Below are 17,657 nucleotides of genomic sequence, written 5' to 3' on the forward strand. Positions count from 1 at the left end.
GTGATCAGCATGTCCATCTCCCCCGCCCCGAATCGTCGCGAACTGCGCGCTGCCCTGTCCGAGGTCTCCCTCCGCGACGTGAACCGCCTCCGTCGCAGGCTCGACCGGGCGCGGGGCGGCGAGGCGCTGACCGAGGTCGCCGCCGAGATCGAGACCGCCCGCGCCCGGCTCGCGTCCCGTGCGTCGTCGGTCCCGGAGATCCGTTATCCCGAGGACCTACCGGTCTCGCAGCGCAAGGACGACATCGCCGCCGCGATCCGCGACCACCGGGTCGTAGTGGTCGCCGGTGAGACCGGTTCGGGCAAGACGACGCAGATCCCGAAGATCTGTCTCGAACTCGGGCGCGGGGTTCGCGGCCTGATCGGCCACACCCAGCCGCGCCGTATCGCCGCGCGCGCCGTCGCCGAGCGACTCGCGGAGGAACTGGACACCGAGCTCGGCGACGCCGTCGGATACACGGTGCGCTTCAACGATCAGGTCACCGAGTCGACACTCGTCAAGCTGATGACCGACGGCATCCTCCTCGCCGAGATCCAGCGCGACCGCCTGCTGCGCCAGTACGACACGCTCATCATCGACGAGGCGCACGAGCGCAGCCTCAACATCGACTTCCTGCTCGGCTACCTCGCGCAGCTGCTTCCGCGTCGCCCCGACCTGAAGGTGATCATCACCTCGGCGACGATCGACCCCGAACGTTTCGCGCGCCACTTCGCCGACGCGAACGGCACGCCTGCCCCCATCGTGGAGGTCTCCGGCCGCACCTATCCCGTCGAGGTGCGTTACCGGCCGCTGACCGTCGAGGTGGGCGACACGCTGGTCGACCGCGACCCCGTCGACGCGGTGTGCGAGGCCGTCGAGGAACTCCAGTGTGAGGGCGACGGCGACATCCTGGTCTTCCTCTCCGGCGAGCGCGAGATCCGCGACACCGCCGACGCACTGCGCGACCGCAAGCTCCGCAACACCGAGATCCTCCCGCTCTACGGACGCCTGTCGGCGGCCGAACAGCACCGGGTCTTCGCACCGCACACGGGCCGGCGGGTCGTGTTGTCCACCAACGTCGCCGAGACGTCCCTGACGGTTCCCGGCATCCGCTACGTCGTCGACCCCGGCACCGCACGTATCTCGCGGTACTCGGTGCGGACGAAGGTGCAGCGACTGCCGATCGAGCCGATCTCGCAGGCCTCGGCGCGGCAGCGCGCCGGACGGTGCGGTCGTGTCGCCGACGGCATCTGCATCCGTCTGTACTCGGAGGACGACTTCGACGGCCGGCCGGAGTTCACCGAGCCCGAGATCCTGCGCACCAACCTCGCGTCGGTAGTGTTGCAGATGACGGCGCTCGGTCTCGGCGACATCGAGGCGTTCCCGTTCGTGGAGGCCCCGGATCCCCGCGCGATCCGCGACGGCATCGCTCTGCTCGAGGAGCTCGGCGCGCTCGAACCCGCCAAGAAGGGCGAGACGCCGCGCCTGACCGCGACGGGCCGCGAGATCGCCCGCCTGCCCGTCGATCCGCGCATGGCCCGCATGATCGTCGAGGGCCACCGGAACGGATGTCTGCGCGAGGTGCTCATCATCGTCGCGGCCCTGTCGATCCAGGACGTGCGCGAACGCCCGACCGAGTTCCAGCAGGCCGCCGACGAGAAGCACGCCCGGTTCGCGGTCGAGGGCTCGGACTTCCTGGCCTTCCTGCGATTGTGGGACTACCTGAAGGAGCAACGGCGGGAACTGTCGTCGAGCAGGTTCCGCAGGTTGTGCCGCGACGAGTTCCTACACTGGTTGCGGATCCGTGAGTGGCAGGACCTGCAGGGGCAGCTCCGTCAGATCACCGTCGACATGGGCTGGCAGACGCACCACCGCGACGTGAATCCCGACGACGTCCACAAGTCCCTGCTTGCAGGTCTGCTGTCGCACATCGGTCTTCGCGAGGGCGACAAGCGCGACTTCCTCGGTGCCCGCGGCGCACGGTTCGCCGTCTTCCCGGGATCGTCGTTGTTCAAGAAGCCTCCGCGCTGGGTCATGGCCGCCGAACTCGTGGAGACCTCACGGCTGTGGGCGCGGACGGCCGCGCGCATCGAACCCGAATGGGTCGAGAAGCTCGCTCCGCACCTGGTCAAGCGCACCTACTCGGAGCCGCACTGGTCGACGCGCCGCGAGTCGGCGATGGCCTACGAACGCGTCACGCTCTACGGCATCCCCCTGGTCGCCCAGCGTCCCGTGCCGTACGGACGGATCGATCCGGAGGTCTCGCGCGAACTGTTCATCCGCCACGCCCTCGTGCAAGGCGAATGGCGCACGCAGCACAAGTTCTTCCACGACAACCGGGCGCTGCTCGAGGACGTCGAGGAACTCGAACACCGTGCGCGCCGGCGCGACATCGTCGTCGACGACGAGACCCTGTTCGACTTCTACGACCAGCGGGTCGGCCCGGAGGCGATCTCGGCCCGGCACTTCGACGCGTGGTGGAAGAAGACCCGCAGGCAGCAACCCGACCTGCTGACGTTCACGCCGGACACCCTGGTGAACCAGGACGCCGCCTCGGTGCTCGAGGGCGACTATCCGGACGCGTGGCGCCAGGGCGAGATCCAGTTCCCCCTCACCTACCAGTTCGAGCCGGGCACGGAGGAGGACGGTGTCACCGCCCGCGTCCCCGTCGCGCTGCTCGCGAACCTCAAGTCCGTCGGTTTCGACTGGCTGGTACCCGGGATGCGGACCGAGCTGGTCACGGCCCTCATCAAGACCCTTCCGAAACACCTTCGGAGGCAGGTCGTACCGGCTCCCGATTTCGCAGCGGCCGCCCTCGCCTCGGTGACGCCGCGCTCCGAACCGCTCGTCAATGCGATGGCCCGCGAGCTGTCCCGGCTCGGCCGGTGCACGATCGAGTCCTCGGACTTCGATACCGGTGCGTTGCCCGACCATCTGCGGATGACCTTCGCCGCGGTCGACGAGCGCGGCACCGTGCTCGGCCGCAGCAAGAGCCTGGCGGCCCTTCGGAAGAAGTTGGCTCCGCGGGTCGAAGCGGAGGTCTCGCGCGCCGCTGCGGGCACCGAACGTCCCGCGGCGGTGGTGTGGACGGCCGAGACCCTCGGGAACCTGCCGGAGACCGTCACCCGCGAGGTCGGTGGCCGGAAGGTCACCGGTTACCCTGCCCTGGTCGCGGAGAAGGACGGCGTCGCGGTGCGCGTGCTCAGCACACCGCAGGCCCAGCAGAACGCGACGCGTCAGGGGTTGCGTGCCCTGCTTCTGTCGTCGGCACCGACGAAGGCGAAGGCCGTGACCTCGGGGCTGACCAACATGGAGCGGCTCGCGCTCGGGCGGAACCCCGACGGATCGTTCGAAGCGCTGATCGAGGACTGCCGTGCCTGCGCGGTGGACGAACTTATCGCCGCACACGGCGCACCCGTGCGCACGCCCGACGAGTTCGAGGCGCTCGCGTCCACGGTGCGGTCACACCTGCCGGGGCGCGTGGCCCGTCTGTTGAAAGCGGTTGTGCCCGTGCTGTCCCGCGCCCACGAGGTGGGTGTGCTCCTCGATCGGTCGGACGGCGAGGCTGCCGACGACGTACGCGAACAGCTGCAGTCGTTGCTGTTCCCCGGCTTCGTCACCGATCTGGGGTCGCGGCGGATCGCTGACCTGCCGCGCTATCTCACCGCGGCCGCGCAACGCCTGGAGGCGTTGCCGGCGAGTGCGCATCGCGATGCCGCGGGAATGGATGTGCTCGATCGCGTCTACGGCGCCTACGACAAGCTACTCGCACGACTGCCGGAGGAACGGCGCGCCGCGCCCGAGGTGGTCGAGATCTACTGGATGATCGAGGAACTGCGCGTGAGCCTGTTCGCGCAGGGTCTCGGAACGCGGATCCCAGTGTCGGAGAAGCGCGTCCTGAAGGCGATCGACGGGATCCGGTAGCGACCGGACCGGCCGGCGTGCGGTCGGCTTCGACCGGGTCGCTCAGTCGGTCTCGACCGAGCAGGACTTCTTGTGCTCGCGCAGTTCCTGAATCTCGCGTTCGAAATCCTCTGCAGAACTGAAGGAACGGTAGACCGAGGCGAATCGAAGATAGGCAACCTCGTCGAGATCGCGTAGGGGTCCGAGGATCGCCAGTCCGACCTCGTGGCTCGGGACCTCGGGTGAGCCCTTCGCCCGCACCGCGTCCTCGACCTGCTGCGCGAGCTTGTTGAGTGCGTCGTTGTCGACATCGCGCCCCTGGCAGGCGCGGGCCACGCCGCGCACGACCTTCTCGCGGCTGAACGGCTCGGTCACGCCGCTGCGCTTGACGACGGACAGCACGGCGGTCTCGACTGTGGTGAAGCGGCGTCCGCATTCGGGACACGCCCGCCGACGACGGATCGCGGCACCCTCGTCTGCCTCGCGCGAATCGACCACCCGGGAATCGGGATGGCGGCAATACGGGCAGTACATGTCGGTTCCTTCGTCGTGCCCGTGCGGGTCGCGACGTCGGCGCCGAAGCGATGTCTCCCGACCGGAACCGTCTCCACCCGCGAGTGGGCCGACACCGCCGCAACCACACGGAGTGGTGTGACTGACAGTGTTAGACAATACCCGCCTGTCCGGCTCGGGAGCGGATCGCGGGTCGGGCGGGGCCACGACGCCCTCATTCCCGGCTGGAATCCGGCAAGAGGAGGCGGCTTCCGGCCTGCACGGCCGTACCGTCGAGCGAGTTGAGGTCGGCGATCCTCGCGACCGTGACGTCGACCGGGACGTCGGGCCACACGCGAGCGGCCAAGGCCTCCAGGCTCTCCCCCTCTCGCACGACCGTGGTGCCGGCGCTCTGCGAGATCACCTCATCGGTGCGCACGTGGGCGAGCACGAGGAGCATCGTGGTCGCGAGCGCGGTGAGGAGCACCGTCGTGGCCATTTGCCGCCAACTCGTCCCCTTCGCAGGCCGGCGGCTGCGCGGTGCGATCTCCGAACGGCGGTGCAGGGGTTCCCGCGAGGGCGCGGCGACGCGCGGTCTCGTCCGCGCCGGGACACGGGTGCGATGGTGCAGCGTCGACGTCGCGATCGGCCGGATGCGATATGCCGCCGCCCCGGGCGCACCTGCTCCCGGCGGGCCCGCGACGGTCCGCCCTGCCGTGCTCGTCCGGACTGAGGCACCGGTTCGGACCACCGCGCCCTGTCGCGCCGTACCCGCCGGAACCGCCGTGTCGATCCGAACCGCTCTGCTCATCGGAAATCCTCCGTGTCGCTGTGCGTGGTCTTCCGACCCCGTCCGTGTCGCTGTGCGTAGTCTTCCGACCCCGTCCGACCACTCGATCATGTGTTCGAACGAAAGTCTGTTCGAATGTTCTATCACGAGTCACAGCCTGACGGCAGCTCCTCGGAGGGTGAATCTCGAACATCTGTTTGATATACGCGCGGGATCTCGATAGATTCGAAAGGCAACTTGCAACCCATCCGACACTCGCCGCACGGAGGTCACGATGAAGGCGGACGGAACATCCACAGCCCGCCGGGGCGGACCCGCGACCGACGATCCCACCGCGAGCCTCACCGAGCGTCAGCGTCGTGTGCTCGAGGTCATCCGCGATTCCGTCAGCGAACGGGGATACCCGCCGAGCATCCGTGAGATCGGCGACGCCGTCGGCCTCAACTCCACATCCTCCGTCGCACACCAGCTGCGCACGCTCGAACGGAAGGGCTTCCTGCGCCGGGATCCGAACCGTCCGCGTGCCGTGGACGTCCGCGGTCTCGAGCCCACCCCCGCACCCGAGTCCTCGCCCGAGGTGGTCGCCGGCACGTCGACCGACGACATCCCTTCGGCGGCAATGGTTCCCGTCGTCGGCCGGATCGCTGCCGGTGGTCCGATCCTGGCCGAGGAATCGGTCGAGGATGTCTTCCCGCTGCCGCGCGAACTCGTCGGTCAGGGCTCGCTGTTCCTGCTCAAGGTCGTCGGCCAGTCGATGATCGACGCGGCCATCTGCGACGGCGACTGGGTGGTCGTCCGGCAGCAGAACGTCGCCGACAACGGCGATATCGTCGCCGCGATGCTCGACGGCGAGGCCACCGTCAAGACGTTCAAGCGGGTCGACGGCGACGTCTGGCTCATGCCGCACAACCCGATGTTCGAACCCATCCCGGGCAACGACGCAGTCGTCCTCGGCAAGGTCGTCACGGTCGTCCGCAAGATCTGATCCCCGGGCCACCGGAGACGAACGAGGCCTGGGTGGCTCCGCACAGCGAAGCCACCCAGGCCTTCTCGTACGTGCCTCAGACGTTGAGGCCGCGCCCGATGACTTCCTTCATGATCTCGTTCGTGCCGCCGTAGATCTTCTGCACGCGGGCATCGAGGTACGCCTTGGCGACCGGATACTCGCGCATGTAGCCGTAGCCACCGTGCAGCTGCAGGCAGCGGTCGATCAGCTCGACCTGCTTGTCGGTGGTCCAGTACTTGGCCATCGCGGCCTCCTGGACGGTGAGCTTCTTCTCGTTCAGCAGCTCGATGCACCGGTCCACGAACACCCGGGCCAGCTGGGTCTCGGTGGCGAGCTCGGCGAGCTCGAAGCGGGTGTTCTGGAACTTGCCGATCGGCTTGCCGAACGCCTTGCGGTCGCGGCAGTACTGGATCGTGTCGTCGAGCACGCGCTCCATCGCAGCAGCGGCGACGACGGCGATCGCGAGACGTTCCTGCGGCAGGTTCTGCATCAGGTAGATGAAACCCATGCCCTCCTGGCCGAGGAGGTTGGCCGCCGGGACGCGAACGTCGTTGAAGCTGAGCTCCGCCGTGTCCTGCGCGTCGAGGCCGATCTTGTCGAGGTTGCGTCCCCGCTCGAAGCCCGGCATGCCGCGCTCGACGACGAGCAGCGAGAAGCCCTGGGCGCCCTTCTCCGGGTCGGTGCATGCGACGACGATCACCAGATCGGAGTGGATGCCGTTGGTGATGAACGTCTTGGCGCCGTTGAGGACCCAGTCGTCACCGTCGCGCACCGCGCGGGTCTTGATGCCCTGCAGGTCGCTGCCGGTGCCCGGCTCGGTCATCGCGATGGCCGTGATCAGCTCACCCGAACAGAAGCCCGGGAGCCAACGCTTCTTCTGCTCCTCGTTGGCGAGCTCGAGCAGGTAGGGAGCGACGACATCGTTGTGCAGCATGAAGCCCAGACCGCTGAAGCCCAGCTTGGTGGTCTCCTCGGCCATGATGGCGTTGTAGCGGAAGTCGTCCATGCCACCGCCGCCGTACTCCTCCGGCACCGCCATGCCGAGGAAGCCCTGCGCGCCGGCCTTCTTCCACACCTCACGGTCGACGATCTTGTCCTTCTCCCACTGCTCGTGGAAGGGGGCCACCTCCTGTTCGAGGAACTTCCGGTACGACTCCCGGAAGAGGTCGTGCTCGGGCTCGAAAAGGGTGCGTTGCATCTGCGCTCCTGTGTGAGACGTCGTTCGACATACTCACGGTATGCAGACGAGGGCGCGGTGACGCTGACACAACCGAGCGCATTTTGTGACCCGGACGACCCCGGCGGGTACGCGTCGGTATCGAACGACCCGCGGGCACGGGTCGGTGTCGGCCGATGCGCCGGGTTCCGGTCAGCGGCGCAGATCCGCGAGTCTGCGCAGCAGCGGGTACGCGACGAGGATGCCGATCGAACCCCAGGCGATACCGCCGAGTTCGACCGAGCCGATCGACAGGGTCAGGTCGCCGATGCCGGCGACGAGCGCCGCGGCCGCGACCGTGAGGTTGACCGGATCCGTGAAGTCGACCTTCGCCTCCGTCCAGATGCGGACACCGAGGATGCCGATCAGGCCGTAGAGCACGAGGGTCGCGCCGCCGAGGACGCCCTCGGGCACGGTGAACACCAGCGCACCGAACTTCGGCGAGAAGGCCAGCACGACGGCGGTGACCGCCGCAACGGCGTATGCAGCGGTCGAGTACACGCGCGTGGCCGCCATGACGCCGATGTTCTCGGCATAGGTGGTCGTGCCCGAGCCGCCGCCCGCACCCGCGAGGGTGGTCGCAAGGCCGTCGGCGATGAGCGCATTGCCGGCCATGTCGTCGAGGTTTCGACCGGTCATCGCGGCGACCGCCTTGACGTGGCCTACGTTCTCCGCGACCAGCACGACGACGACGGGCAGCGCCAACAGCACGACCGACAGCTCGAAAGTGGAGCCGTGCAGATCGGGCAGACCGAACCACGCCGCGTCGCGCATGGCGTCGATGCGCTCGGACGCGATCGCCCCGGTGAACGCCGCGAAGATCCATCCGACGATCACACCGACGAGGATGCCGAGGCGGCCGAGCATGCCCGGGCCGACCACCGTCACGAGCAGTGTGACCACGAGCGTGATCGTGGCGACGAGCGGTTGGGCTTCGAACGATCCGGTGGCCGTCGGCGCGAGGTTGAGGCCGATGAGGGCGACGATCGCCCCGGTGACCACCGGCGGCATGACCGCGTCGATGATGCGCGAACCCGCCGCCTTGACCACGAGGCCGACAAGCACCAGCACGATGCCGACGGCGACGATCCCGCCGAGCTGCGCTGCCGGACCGGAACCGGCCGAGGCGCTGAGCGGCGCGATGAACGCGAAAGACGAACCGAGATAGCTGGGCACCCGGCCGCGCGTGATGATCAGGAACAGCGCGGTGCCGATACCGGAGAACAGCAGCGTGGTCGTGACGGGGAAGCCCGTGATCGTCGGCACGAGCAGGGTGGCGCCGAACATCGCGATGACGTGCTGCATCCCGATGCCGATGGTGCGCGGCCACGACAGTCGCTCGTGCGGTGCGACCACCGCACCGGGGTTGATGCGACGTCCGTCGCCGTGCAGGGTCCAGCCGCGGCGTGTGGTCGTGCGTCCGGTCGTGTTCGCTCGTTCGGTCACGACAGGTCATCGTAGAACCGGGAGCCTCATCGGCGTAGAACAGACCGCCCCGGCCGCGTAGAACAGGCCGTCCCGGCCGCGTGGAACAGGCCGTCCCGGCCGCGTGGAACAGGCCGTCCCGGCCGCGTGGAACAGGCCGTCCCGGCCGCGTAGAACAGGCCGTCCCGGCCGCGCCGCTCAGTCCAGCAGTTTCGCTGCCGCGGCACGTGCCGCGACGGGGTCGTCGCTCGCGAGGACCGCCTCGGCCGCCTCACGGCAACGGTCCATCGGGACCGAGGAGAGCCTGGCCCCGACACCCGTCACCGCCGACGCGGCGCACGACAGGGACGTCACGCCCATTCCGGTCAGGACGCAGGCGAGGAGCGGGTCGGCCGCCGCCTCGCCGCACACCCCCACCGGCTTGCTCGCGGCCGCCCCGGCCTGCGCCGCGCGGGCCACGAGTGCGAGCACCGCGGGCTGCCACGGGTCGGTGAGTGCGGCCAGCTGCGGCGACATCCGATCGGCCGCCATCGTGTACTGGGCGAGGTCGTTGGTGCCGATCGACAGGAAGTCCAGGTGTTCGAGCAACCGATCGGCGAGCAGCGCCGCGGACGGAACCTCGATCATGACGCCGGGTGACAGCCCGCGCTCGCGCACCCGCGCGGCGAAATCGGCCGCCTCCGAGACGGTCGCCACCATCGGTGCCATGACCCACGGCGTGGCGCCGGTGCGCGAGGCCGCGGCGGCCACCGCGTCGAGCTGACGGTCGAGGACTCCCGGCGCCGTGGTCGTGATGCGGATACCGCGGACGCCGAGGGCGGGATTGTGTTCGTCGGGGTGGTTGGCGAACCGGAGGGGCTTGTCGGAGCCGGCGTCGAGGGTCCGCAGGACGACCTTCCGTCCCTCGAACGCCTCGAAGACCTCCGCATAGATGTCGGCCTGCTCGTCCACCGTCGGTTCGGTGTCGCGGTCGAGGAAACACAACTCGGTGCGGAACAGTCCGACGCCCTGCGCCGGCGTCCGGCGCGCCGCGCGGGCACCCGATCCGTCCTGCACGTTGGCGAGGATCTCGACCGGGTGACCGTCGGCGGTGGCGCCGGGACCGGACCAGCCCGCCACCCGCTCGCGCTCGACGCGGTCGCGTTCGACCTCGGCTGCGGCCTCGGCGCTGTCCGGGGAGATCACGATCCGGCCCGTCGCGCCGTCGACCAGCACCTCGGTGCCGGCAGGGACGTCGTCGAGACCTGCCACTGCGACGACACACGGGATGCCGAGCTGGCGCGCGATGATCGCGGTGTGGCTCGTGGGTCCTCCGAGGGAGGTGGCCAGCGCGACGACGACGGACGGGTCGAGTCCGGCGGTGTCGGCGGGTGCGAGATCGGCCGCGAGGAGCACGGACGGCGAATCGGGCATCTCGAGACCGGGTTCGGGGGCGCCCTGCAGTTCGGCGATCACGCGGTCGCGGATGTCGAGCAGGTCGGTGACCCGCTCGGACTGCAGCCCGCCCATCTTCTCGAACAGGGCCGCGAACTGGTCGGTGGCGGCGACGGTGGCGCCGACCGCGTCGGATCCGGACCGGATCTTCGTCGCGGTCGCCCCGCGCCAGGCGCGGTCCTCGACCAGCACAGCGGTGGCTTGGAGCACTTCTGCCGCGGCACCCGATGCACGCGAGGCGCGGGCGCGCAGCCGCTCGGCCACGACCTTCGCGGCGTCCTCGAACCGGCCCACCTCGGCCTCGCGCGCCGTGTCGGGGATCGAGGCGCCCTGCGCCGGGACCACAGGACGCGCGACGGGACGGATGACCGGCCCGTATCCGATACCGGGGACGACGGGGGTGCCGTACAGGACGGACGCCGACTGCTCCATGGAGATCTCCTCACCGCAGTAGTTCGTTGTGACTCAGATTACTCGGAAGCCTTGACATGTCAACACAGACGGGCGTAAAACAACATAAACCAACATTGTTTTCCCCACAGATCGGGTACCCCCAGGAGTGTCGGTGTACGCAGAGGAACGGCAGCAGGCGATCGCAGCACTGGTGGCGGCACGTGGCCGCGTGTCGGTCGCAGTGCTCGCCGACCGGTACGGCGTCACCACCGAGACCGTGCGCCGCGACCTCGCACACCTCGAACGCCTGGGCCTCGTGCGGCGGGTTCACGGCGGCGCGATCCCGGCCGCCTCGCTCTCGGTGGCCGAGCCTGCCCTCTCCGAGCGCGAACACACCCGCGCCGAACACAAGGACCGCATCGCCGCCGCCGCGACGTCCTTCCTCCCGCCGTCCGGCGGAAGCGTGCTCTTCGACGCCGGCACCACGACCGGCAGGATCGTCGGAGCGCTGCCGCCCGAGGTCGACCTCACCGTCGTCACCAACTCGGTGCCGATCGCCGCGCGCCTCGCCGCAATGAGCACCGTGCAGCTGCACCTGCTCGGCGGTCGCGTCCGCGGTGTCACGCAGGCCGCGGTGGGTGCCGAGGCCCTCGCCACCTTGTCGACGGTGCACGTCGACGTGGCCTTCATCGGTACCAACGCGCTGAGCATCGACCACGGCCTGTCCACCCCCGACGCCGATGAGGCCGCGGTCAAGCGCGCGATGGTGCGCACCGCCGACCGGGTCGTCGTGGTCGCCGATTCGTCGAAGGTCGGTCGGCGCAATCTGCTGAGCTTCGCGTCGCTCGAACCGATCGACGTTCTGGTCACCGACACCGATCTCGACGACACCGACCGTCGGCAACTCATCGAACACGGAATCGAGGTGGTGACGACATGATCGTCACGCTCACGGCCAACCCCAGTCTCGATCGCACGGTCGGGCTGACGGGCCCGCTCGAGCGCGGGAAGGTGCATCGCACCGAGCGATCCACCGTCGATCCGGGCGGCAAGGGGATCAACGTCGCGCGTGTGCTGCACGCCGCGACGACCGAGGTCGTCGCCGTTCTCCCGGCCAACGCCGGCGATCCTCTGCTCGCCGCGCTGGACGAGCAGGGCATCGCCCATCGGGCCGTGCCCACCTCCGGGCCGACGCGCAACAACATCACCGTCGCCGAACCCGACGGCACCACGACCAAACTCAACGAACCCGGAACCCCCTGCACCGGACGCACACTCGGCGAGTTGCACGCAGTCCTGCTGGAATGCGCGCAGGGAGCCGCGTGGACCGTCCTGTCCGGTTCTCTTCCTCCCGGTGTGCCCGAGTCGTGGTATGCCGATCTCGTGGGTGCCCTGCGCGGTCTCGGATGCCGCATCGCGGTCGACACCTCCGAGCGGCCACTGCTCGCCCTCGCCGAGCGGTTCCCCGCGGCGGCCCCGGACGTGATCAAGCCGAACGCCGACGAACTGGCCCAGCTCACCGGCGCGGACGCCCACGAACTCGAATCCGGCGCCGCCGCAGGAGACGTCGGCGCCGTGGTCGACGCGGGACGGGTGCTGGTGGAACGCGGGGTCGGCGCGGTACTCGCGACCCTCGGCGGTGCGGGCGCGGTGCTGGTCACCGCCACCGGCGCGTGGCGGGCCACCGCCGACGACGTCACGGTCCGCAGCACGGTCGGCGCGGGCGACTCGTCGCTCGCCGGATATCTGCTCGCCGAGCAGGCCGGTCACACCCCCGACGAGTGCCTGCGCCTCGCCGTGGCGTACGGAACCGCAGCCGTCACGCTCCCCGGAACAGCCCTGCCCACACCCGATTCCGTCGATCCATCCCGAGTGCACGTCACCGACGTCCACCGCCGACCCCGACCGCTCCCCTCCCACTCCTAAGGAACGTCATGTCCGACACCACCTCCGGCTCCGCAGGCGGTTCCTCGATCATCGGCACGGAACTCGTCTCGCTCGATGTAGACCTGGGATCCGACAAGAACTCCGTCATCGCCGCGCTCGCCGAGCGTCTCGCAGCGAACGGTCGCGCATCCGACGCCGACGCACTCACCGCGGCCGTTCTCGAACGGGAGGCCAAGTCCGCCACCGGCCTTCCCGGCGGGATCGCGATCCCGCACGCACGCAGCGAAGCGGTGACCACGCCGTCGCTCGGTTTCGCCCGGCTGTCCCCGAAGGCCGACTTCGGTGCGCCCGACGGACCCGCCGACCTCGTCTTCCTCATTGCCGCGCCCGAAGGTGCGGGCGGCGACCACATGAAGCTGCTCACCGCTCTCGCTCGTGCACTCGTGCGCCCGGACTTCGTCGCGTCGCTGCGCGCGGCCGCGTCCGCGGACGAGGTCATCGCGCTGGTCGAGGACGTCCTCCCGCCCCGACCGGAGTCGTCGGGCAGCGCTCCTGCCGGCTCGACCGCAGCGCCGGAACAGCCGTCACCGACAGCCGCTGCGAAGCCGGCGGTCGCGCCTCCGCAGAGCGCGGAACAGCCCGGAGGCCGCACGATCGTCGCGGTCACCGCGTGCCCGACCGGTATCGCGCACACCTACATGGCCGCCGATGCGCTGGCCGCCGCCGGTGAACGCGCGGGCGTGACGGTCCGGGTGGAGACGCAGGGATCGAGCGGCAGCACTCCCCTGCCCCCCGACGTGATCGCCGGCGCCGACGCCGTCATCTTCGCCACCGACGTGGGGGTCAAGGGCCGCGAACGGTTCGCCGGGAAGCCCGTGATCGCATCGGGCGTCAAGCGCGCGATCAACGAACCGGACACCATGGTCGACGAGGCCCTGCGGGCCGCCACCGATCCGTCCGCACGCACCGTCGAGGGCACCGCGGGCGCCCCGGCGGGTGAGTCGGAGAGCGGCAGCGACCTCGGTTGGGGTACCCGGCTGCGGCAGATCCTGCTCACCGGTGTGAGTTACATGATCCCGTTCGTCGCGGCCGGTGGTCTGCTCATCGCTCTGGGCTTCCTGCTCGCCGGTCCCGACATCACCGACTCGGCCGCCGACATCGTCCTCGACAACACGCTCACCAACCTTCCCGAGGGTGGGCTCGGCACTTATCTCGGTGCGGTGCTGTACCAGATCGGCTCGTTGGCGTTCTCGTTCCTCGTCCCGGCACTGGCCGGGTACATCGCCTTCGCGATCGCGGACCGTCCGGGTCTGGCTCCGGGCTTCACCGCCGGTGCGGTGGCCGTCTTCGTCGGCGCCGGTTTCATCGGCGGTCTGGTCGGCGGCATCATCGCCGGCTTCGCGGCCCTGTGGGTCGGCCGTATCCCGCTGCCCACTTGGGCTCGTGGCCTGATGCCTGTGGTGATCATCCCGCTGCTCGCGAGCCTGATCGTCGGTGGGCTCATGTTCCTGCTGCTCGGTCGCCCGCTCGCCGCGATCACGACCGGTCTCACCGACTGGCTCAACGGTCTGTCCGGTGGTTCCGCGGTGCTGCTCGGTGCGATCCTCGGCCTGATGATGTGCTTCGACCTCGGCGGACCGGTCAACAAGGCCGCCTACGCCTTCGCGGTCGCGGGTCTCGACGTCGCCAACACCGGTTCGCTCGAGATCATGGCGGCGGTCATGGCCGCCGGTATGGTTCCGCCGCTCGCCATGGCACTGTCGTCGCTAGTGCGTCCGCGTCTCTACAGCACGGCCGAACGCGAGAACGGCAAGGCCGCCTGGCTGCTCGGTGCATCGTTCATCTCGGAGGGCGCCATCCCGTTCGCGGCGGCCGACCCGTTCCGGGTCATCCCGTCGATGATGCTCGGCGGCGCCGTGACCGGCGGCATCGTCATGGCGACGGGTGTCACGCTCACCGCTCCCCACGGCGGATTGTTCGTGCTGTTCGCGATGGACCGCGTCGTGTGGTTCCTGATCGCACTGGCAGCCGGTACGGTGGTCGCCGCACTCGCGGTCAGTATCGCCAAGTCGATCACGCGTCCCGCCCGGGTTGCCGCCGACGAGGCGAACCCCCAGCCCGTAGCGGCACGCTCCTGATCACAGCGGCACGCTTCTGATCACAGCGGCACGCGCCTGATCTACCCGACTTCCTGCACTTCCCCACCACGAAGGAGATTCCCATGCCCAGCACCACCGTTGCCGTCGGTTCGTCCATCGGCCTGCACGCCCGTCCTGCAGGGATCATCGCCGAGGCCGTGGTCGCGGCCGGTGTCCCCGTGACCCTCGCGGTCGACGGCGGCGAGCCCGTCGACGCCGGTTCGGCCCTGATGATCATGACGCTCGGCGCAGAAAAGGGCACGCAGGTCACGATCTCGTGCGATGACGACGCGGTCCTCGCGCAGGTCGCGGAGCTGGTCGCCGCGGACCTCGACGCCTGATCTCGGCCGCGGTCGCGGCGTCTGATCTCGGCCGCGGTCGCGGCGTCTGATCTCAGCGGCGGGCGCGGCGCCGGACGACGAGTCCGAGCACCCCGAGGGCGATGACCCCGGCGGCCACGCTCGCACCGACGACCGGCAGTGCCGCGGGCGACATCTCGTCCGCGGCATCGTCGTCCGCGGGTGCGAAGAGATCGGTCGCACCGCGACGGATATGGATCGGTGGATTCTCCGTGCCTGCCGCGCCGCGCTCGGACGCGGTGACCAGGTCACCGTCGGCGGTGAATGCGACGGCTTCGCCCTGCGGTTCGCCCGGGACCGGGACGCGGAAGCGCGGACCGGCGACCAGAGCGGACGCGAGATCGCCGTCGGGGACGTGGAACAGGTAGACGTCGGTGTAGGTGCGGACCGCCGCGACCGTCCCGTCGGCGTTGACCGCACCGCCGGTGATCATCGAGGAGGACGCACCGGGAATGGGACCGCCGGGGGTGTCCGACGGTCCGAGTGCCAGCGACCCGACCCTCTCGAGGGGGGCAGGTCCCGGGACGGGGAGGCCGTCGATCGTGAGTCCGCGTGCGGGCCGGTAGACATTGCTCGAGCCGAACAGCGCCTTCGTCACGATCACAGGTTCGCCTGTCGCGGAGACGAGCACGGTCTCGGCGTCGCGGGGACCGTCGGGATAGGTCAGCCGGTGCAGATCTCCCTGCCCGGTGTCGGGGTCGAGGGAGATGAGCGCGATCGTCTCGCGGACGCGGGTGTTGTCGCCGAGATCCCCGAGCCACAACCGGCCGTCGGGCCCCGCGGCGAGATCCTCGACGTCGTAGGGATCGACGGGCGACGGAACGCGTTGCAGCACCGAGCAATCGTCGTCGAGTTCGACGATGCGTTCGTCCTCCCCGGCATCGGGCGTCGCGAACAGCCGGTCGCCGATCGTCGCGAGGCCGGACAGTTCGGTGAGCACGGGATCGTCGGGGGTACACAGCATCTCGGTCGGCAGATCCGCGACCGGAGTCCCAGCGTGCTGCGCGCTTGCGTGCGGGACCGGCACGAACGCCGCGACGGCAGCGAGCAGCGCCGCCCGGCGTACGACCTGCATCAGGCCGCGAAGTCGACCAATGCCGACGCCAGCGCTGCCGGCACCTTCGCGTGCACCCGCGTGCCGTCCACCTCGTGCTCGGACGACAGGATCTGACCGTCCGAATGGATGCGCGCGAGCAGATCACCGCGGGTGTACGGCAGGAGCAGCTTCACCTCGACATCGGGATCCTCGAGCAGACCCGCGAGCTGGGTCTGCAACTCCTCGACGCCCACGCCGGTGTGCGCGGAGACGAACACCGCGCCGGGGATCGCGCTGCGCAACTGCGTCAGGGTGACCGGGTCGGCGGCATCGATCTTGTTGACGACGATCAGTTCCGGCGGCGGCGGTGCGTCCGATTCGCGGAGCACCTCGGTGACGACTTCGCGCACCGCCTTGATCTGCTCGGTGGGCATGGGGTCGGAGCCGTCGACGACGTGGAGCAGCACATCGGCGTCGGCGACCTCCTCGAGAGTCGACCGGAACGCCTCGACCAGCTGGGTCGGGAGGTGCCGGACGAAACCGACGGTGTCGGTGAGCACGTACTCGCGGCCGTCGGGCAGCGCCGACCGGCGGGTCGTCGGGTCGAGGGTCGCGAACAGTGCGTTCTGCACCAGGACACCGGAGCCGGTGAGCTTGTTGAGCAGGCTCGACTTACCGGCGTTGGTGTATCCCACGATCGCGACGGACGGGATCTTGTTGCGCAGACGCCGGGTGCGCTTGGTGTCGCGCGCAGCCTTCATCGCCTTGATCTCGCGACGGAGCTTGGCCATCCGCTCACGGATCCGGCGACGGTCGGTCTCGATCTTCGTCTCACCGGGACCGCGCAGGCCCACACCGCCGTTGCTGCCGGCACGGCCACCGGCCTGCCGCGACATCGATTCGCCCCAGCCACGCAGACGCGGGAGCATGTACTCCATCTGTGCGAGGGAGACCTGTGCTTTGCCCTCTCGCGAGGTGGCGTGCTGGGCGAAGATGTCGAGGATCAGCGCGGTCCGGTCGATGACCTTGACCTTGACGACCTTCTCCAGCGCGGTGAGCTGGGCGGGGGTGAGTTCGCCGTCGCAGATCACGGTGTCTGCGCCGGTGGACAGGACGATCTCCCGGAGTTCGTCGGCTTTGCCGGAGCCGATGTAGGTGGAGGCATCGGGCCGGTCACGACGTTGGACCAGGCCTTCGAGGACCTCGGAGCCCGCAGTCTCGGCGAGCGCGGCCAGCTCGGCCAGGCTCGCTTCCGCCTGGGCGGCCGTTCCGCCCGTCCAGACACCGACGAGCACGACACGCTCGAGTCGGAGCTGGCGGTATTCGACCTCGGTGATGTCCTCGAGTTCGGTGGACAGACCGGCCACACGCCGCAACGCGCTACGGTCTTCGAGTTGCATCTCGCCGACGGACGGATCCTCGGCGGTCCAGCCTCCGGATGCGTCGTACGCGGTCGGAGTGCTGTCATCTGTGGTTGCGCGATGCATGCGCTGTGTGTTCGTCATACACCTCCATGGTGTCACGAAGCCCGAATCGGTGCATTCGAGTTTTTCTGCCGCATCCGCGCGGGGGGTACCCAAGTGCGCGCCGGCCGGGCCG

At 69.5% G+C, this 17,657-nt stretch carries 13 protein-coding genes; 6 read left to right on the top strand and 7 right to left on the bottom strand.

Annotated elements, in window-relative coordinates:
• Positions 1-9: 9 nt before the first annotated feature.
• The gene (gene hrpA, locus NVV99_RS02885; RefSeq protein WP_024100692.1) at positions 10-3,903 is read left to right on the top strand and encodes an ATP-dependent RNA helicase HrpA; all 3,894 of its coding nucleotides are present in this window, start codon (positions 10-12) and stop codon (positions 3,901-3,903) included.
• A gap of 42 nt (positions 3,904-3,945) precedes the next feature.
• Here the strand turns inward: hrpA and nrdR are convergent, their stop codons facing one another.
• Together nrdR and NVV99_RS02895 are read right to left on the bottom strand one after the other, a co-directional pair.
• Positions 3,946-4,416 carry a transcriptional regulator NrdR gene (gene nrdR / locus NVV99_RS02890; protein ID WP_006551317.1) on the bottom strand — a complete coding sequence of 157 codons (471 nt, stop codon included), beginning with the start codon at positions 4,414-4,416 and terminating at the stop codon, positions 3,946-3,948.
• A 193-nt stretch (positions 4,417-4,609) separates the two neighbouring features.
• Positions 4,610-4,873 (bottom strand): LysM peptidoglycan-binding domain-containing protein, encoded by a 264-nt coding sequence (locus tag NVV99_RS02895; RefSeq protein ID WP_006551316.1) that lies wholly within the window; start codon positions 4,871-4,873, stop codon positions 4,610-4,612.
• A gap of 565 nt (positions 4,874-5,438) precedes the next feature.
• On the opposite strand from NVV99_RS02895, the gene lexA reads away from it, so the two are divergent.
• Positions 5,439-6,149, top strand: a complete 711-nt coding sequence (lexA, locus tag NVV99_RS02900; RefSeq protein ID WP_024100690.1) for a transcriptional repressor LexA — start codon at positions 5,439-5,441, stop codon at positions 6,147-6,149.
• Positions 6,150-6,225: 76 nt separating this feature from the next.
• Here lexA and NVV99_RS02905 read toward each other — a convergent pair whose 3' ends face one another.
• The 3 genes from NVV99_RS02905 to ptsP form a co-directional block, all read right to left on the bottom strand.
• Entirely contained in the window at positions 6,226-7,368 is a 1,143-nt protein-coding gene (locus NVV99_RS02905) for an acyl-CoA dehydrogenase family protein (protein WP_006551314.1), read from the bottom strand.
• A 171-nt stretch (positions 7,369-7,539) separates the two neighbouring features.
• A complete protein-coding gene (locus NVV99_RS02910; protein WP_024100689.1) occupies positions 7,540-8,832 on the bottom strand; it encodes a uracil-xanthine permease family protein in 1,293 nt (430 codons plus the stop codon).
• 177 nt (positions 8,833-9,009) lie between these two features.
• The gene (ptsP, locus tag NVV99_RS02915) at positions 9,010-10,677 is read right to left on the bottom strand and encodes a phosphoenolpyruvate--protein phosphotransferase (protein WP_019289186.1); all 1,668 of its coding nucleotides are present in this window, start codon (positions 10,675-10,677) and stop codon (positions 9,010-9,012) included.
• Between the two features lie 133 nt (positions 10,678-10,810).
• Here ptsP and NVV99_RS02920 point away from each other — a divergent pair, with 133 nt between their 5' ends.
• The 4 genes from NVV99_RS02920 to NVV99_RS02935 all read left to right on the top strand — a co-directional run bounded on the left by NVV99_RS02920 (position 10,811) and on the right by NVV99_RS02935 (position 15,004).
• On the top strand, positions 10,811-11,578 hold the full coding sequence (locus NVV99_RS02920; RefSeq protein WP_019289185.1) for a DeoR/GlpR family DNA-binding transcription regulator: 768 nt from the start codon (positions 10,811-10,813) through the stop codon (positions 11,576-11,578).
• Positions 11,575-12,564, top strand: a complete 990-nt coding sequence (pfkB, locus tag NVV99_RS02925; RefSeq protein WP_024100688.1) for a 1-phosphofructokinase — start codon at positions 11,575-11,577, stop codon at positions 12,562-12,564. Before NVV99_RS02920 ends, pfkB begins: the two co-directional genes overlap by 4 nt.
• Positions 12,565-12,572: 8 nt before the next feature.
• Positions 12,573-14,663, top strand: a complete 2,091-nt coding sequence (locus NVV99_RS02930) for a fructose-specific PTS transporter subunit EIIC (protein WP_006551309.1) — start codon at positions 12,573-12,575, stop codon at positions 14,661-14,663.
• Positions 14,664-14,746: 83 nt separating this feature from the next.
• Complete coding sequence (locus tag NVV99_RS02935; RefSeq protein ID WP_006551308.1) at positions 14,747-15,004, top strand: HPr family phosphocarrier protein; 258 nt, start codon at positions 14,747-14,749, stop codon at positions 15,002-15,004.
• Between the two features lie 52 nt (positions 15,005-15,056).
• Here the strand turns inward: NVV99_RS02935 and NVV99_RS02940 are convergent, their stop codons facing one another.
• Together NVV99_RS02940 and hflX are read right to left on the bottom strand one after the other, a co-directional pair.
• A complete protein-coding gene (locus tag NVV99_RS02940; protein WP_024100687.1) occupies positions 15,057-16,097 on the bottom strand; it encodes a hypothetical protein in 1,041 nt (346 codons plus the stop codon).
• Positions 16,097-17,563 (bottom strand): GTPase HflX, encoded by a 1,467-nt coding sequence (gene hflX, locus NVV99_RS02945; protein WP_006551306.1) that lies wholly within the window; start codon positions 17,561-17,563, stop codon positions 16,097-16,099. Before hflX ends, NVV99_RS02940 begins: the two co-directional genes overlap by 1 nt.
• Between the last annotated feature and the right edge of the window lie 94 nt (positions 17,564-17,657).

This window comes from Rhodococcus sp. PAE-6, assembly GCF_025290685.1.
In the GTDB taxonomy this organism is placed as follows: Bacteria; Actinomycetota; Actinomycetes; order Mycobacteriales; family Mycobacteriaceae; genus Rhodococcus; species Rhodococcus pyridinivorans.

Coding starts and splice junctions, on each gene's coding strand:
- hflX (WP_006551306.1), bottom strand. CDS start 17,563: ATGACGAACACACAGCGCATGCATCGCGCAACCACAGATGACAGCACT.
- NVV99_RS02930 (WP_006551309.1), top strand. CDS start 12,573: ATGTCCGACACCACCTCCGGCTCCGCAGGCGGTTCCTCGATCATCGGC.
- hrpA (WP_024100692.1), top strand. CDS start 10: ATGTCCATCTCCCCCGCCCCGAATCGTCGCGAACTGCGCGCTGCCCTG.
- ptsP (WP_019289186.1), bottom strand. CDS start 10,677: ATGGAGCAGTCGGCGTCCGTCCTGTACGGCACCCCCGTCGTCCCCGGT.
- pfkB (WP_024100688.1), top strand. CDS start 11,575: ATGATCGTCACGCTCACGGCCAACCCCAGTCTCGATCGCACGGTCGGG.
- NVV99_RS02935 (WP_006551308.1), top strand. CDS start 14,747: ATGCCCAGCACCACCGTTGCCGTCGGTTCGTCCATCGGCCTGCACGCC.
- NVV99_RS02905 (WP_006551314.1), bottom strand. CDS start 7,368: ATGCAACGCACCCTTTTCGAGCCCGAGCACGACCTCTTCCGGGAGTCG.
- NVV99_RS02895 (WP_006551316.1), bottom strand. CDS start 4,873: ATGGCCACGACGGTGCTCCTCACCGCGCTCGCGACCACGATGCTCCTC.
- NVV99_RS02940 (WP_024100687.1), bottom strand. CDS start 16,097: ATGCAGGTCGTACGCCGGGCGGCGCTGCTCGCTGCCGTCGCGGCGTTC.
- lexA (WP_024100690.1), top strand. CDS start 5,439: ATGAAGGCGGACGGAACATCCACAGCCCGCCGGGGCGGACCCGCGACC.
- nrdR (WP_006551317.1), bottom strand. CDS start 4,416: ATGTACTGCCCGTATTGCCGCCATCCCGATTCCCGGGTGGTCGATTCG.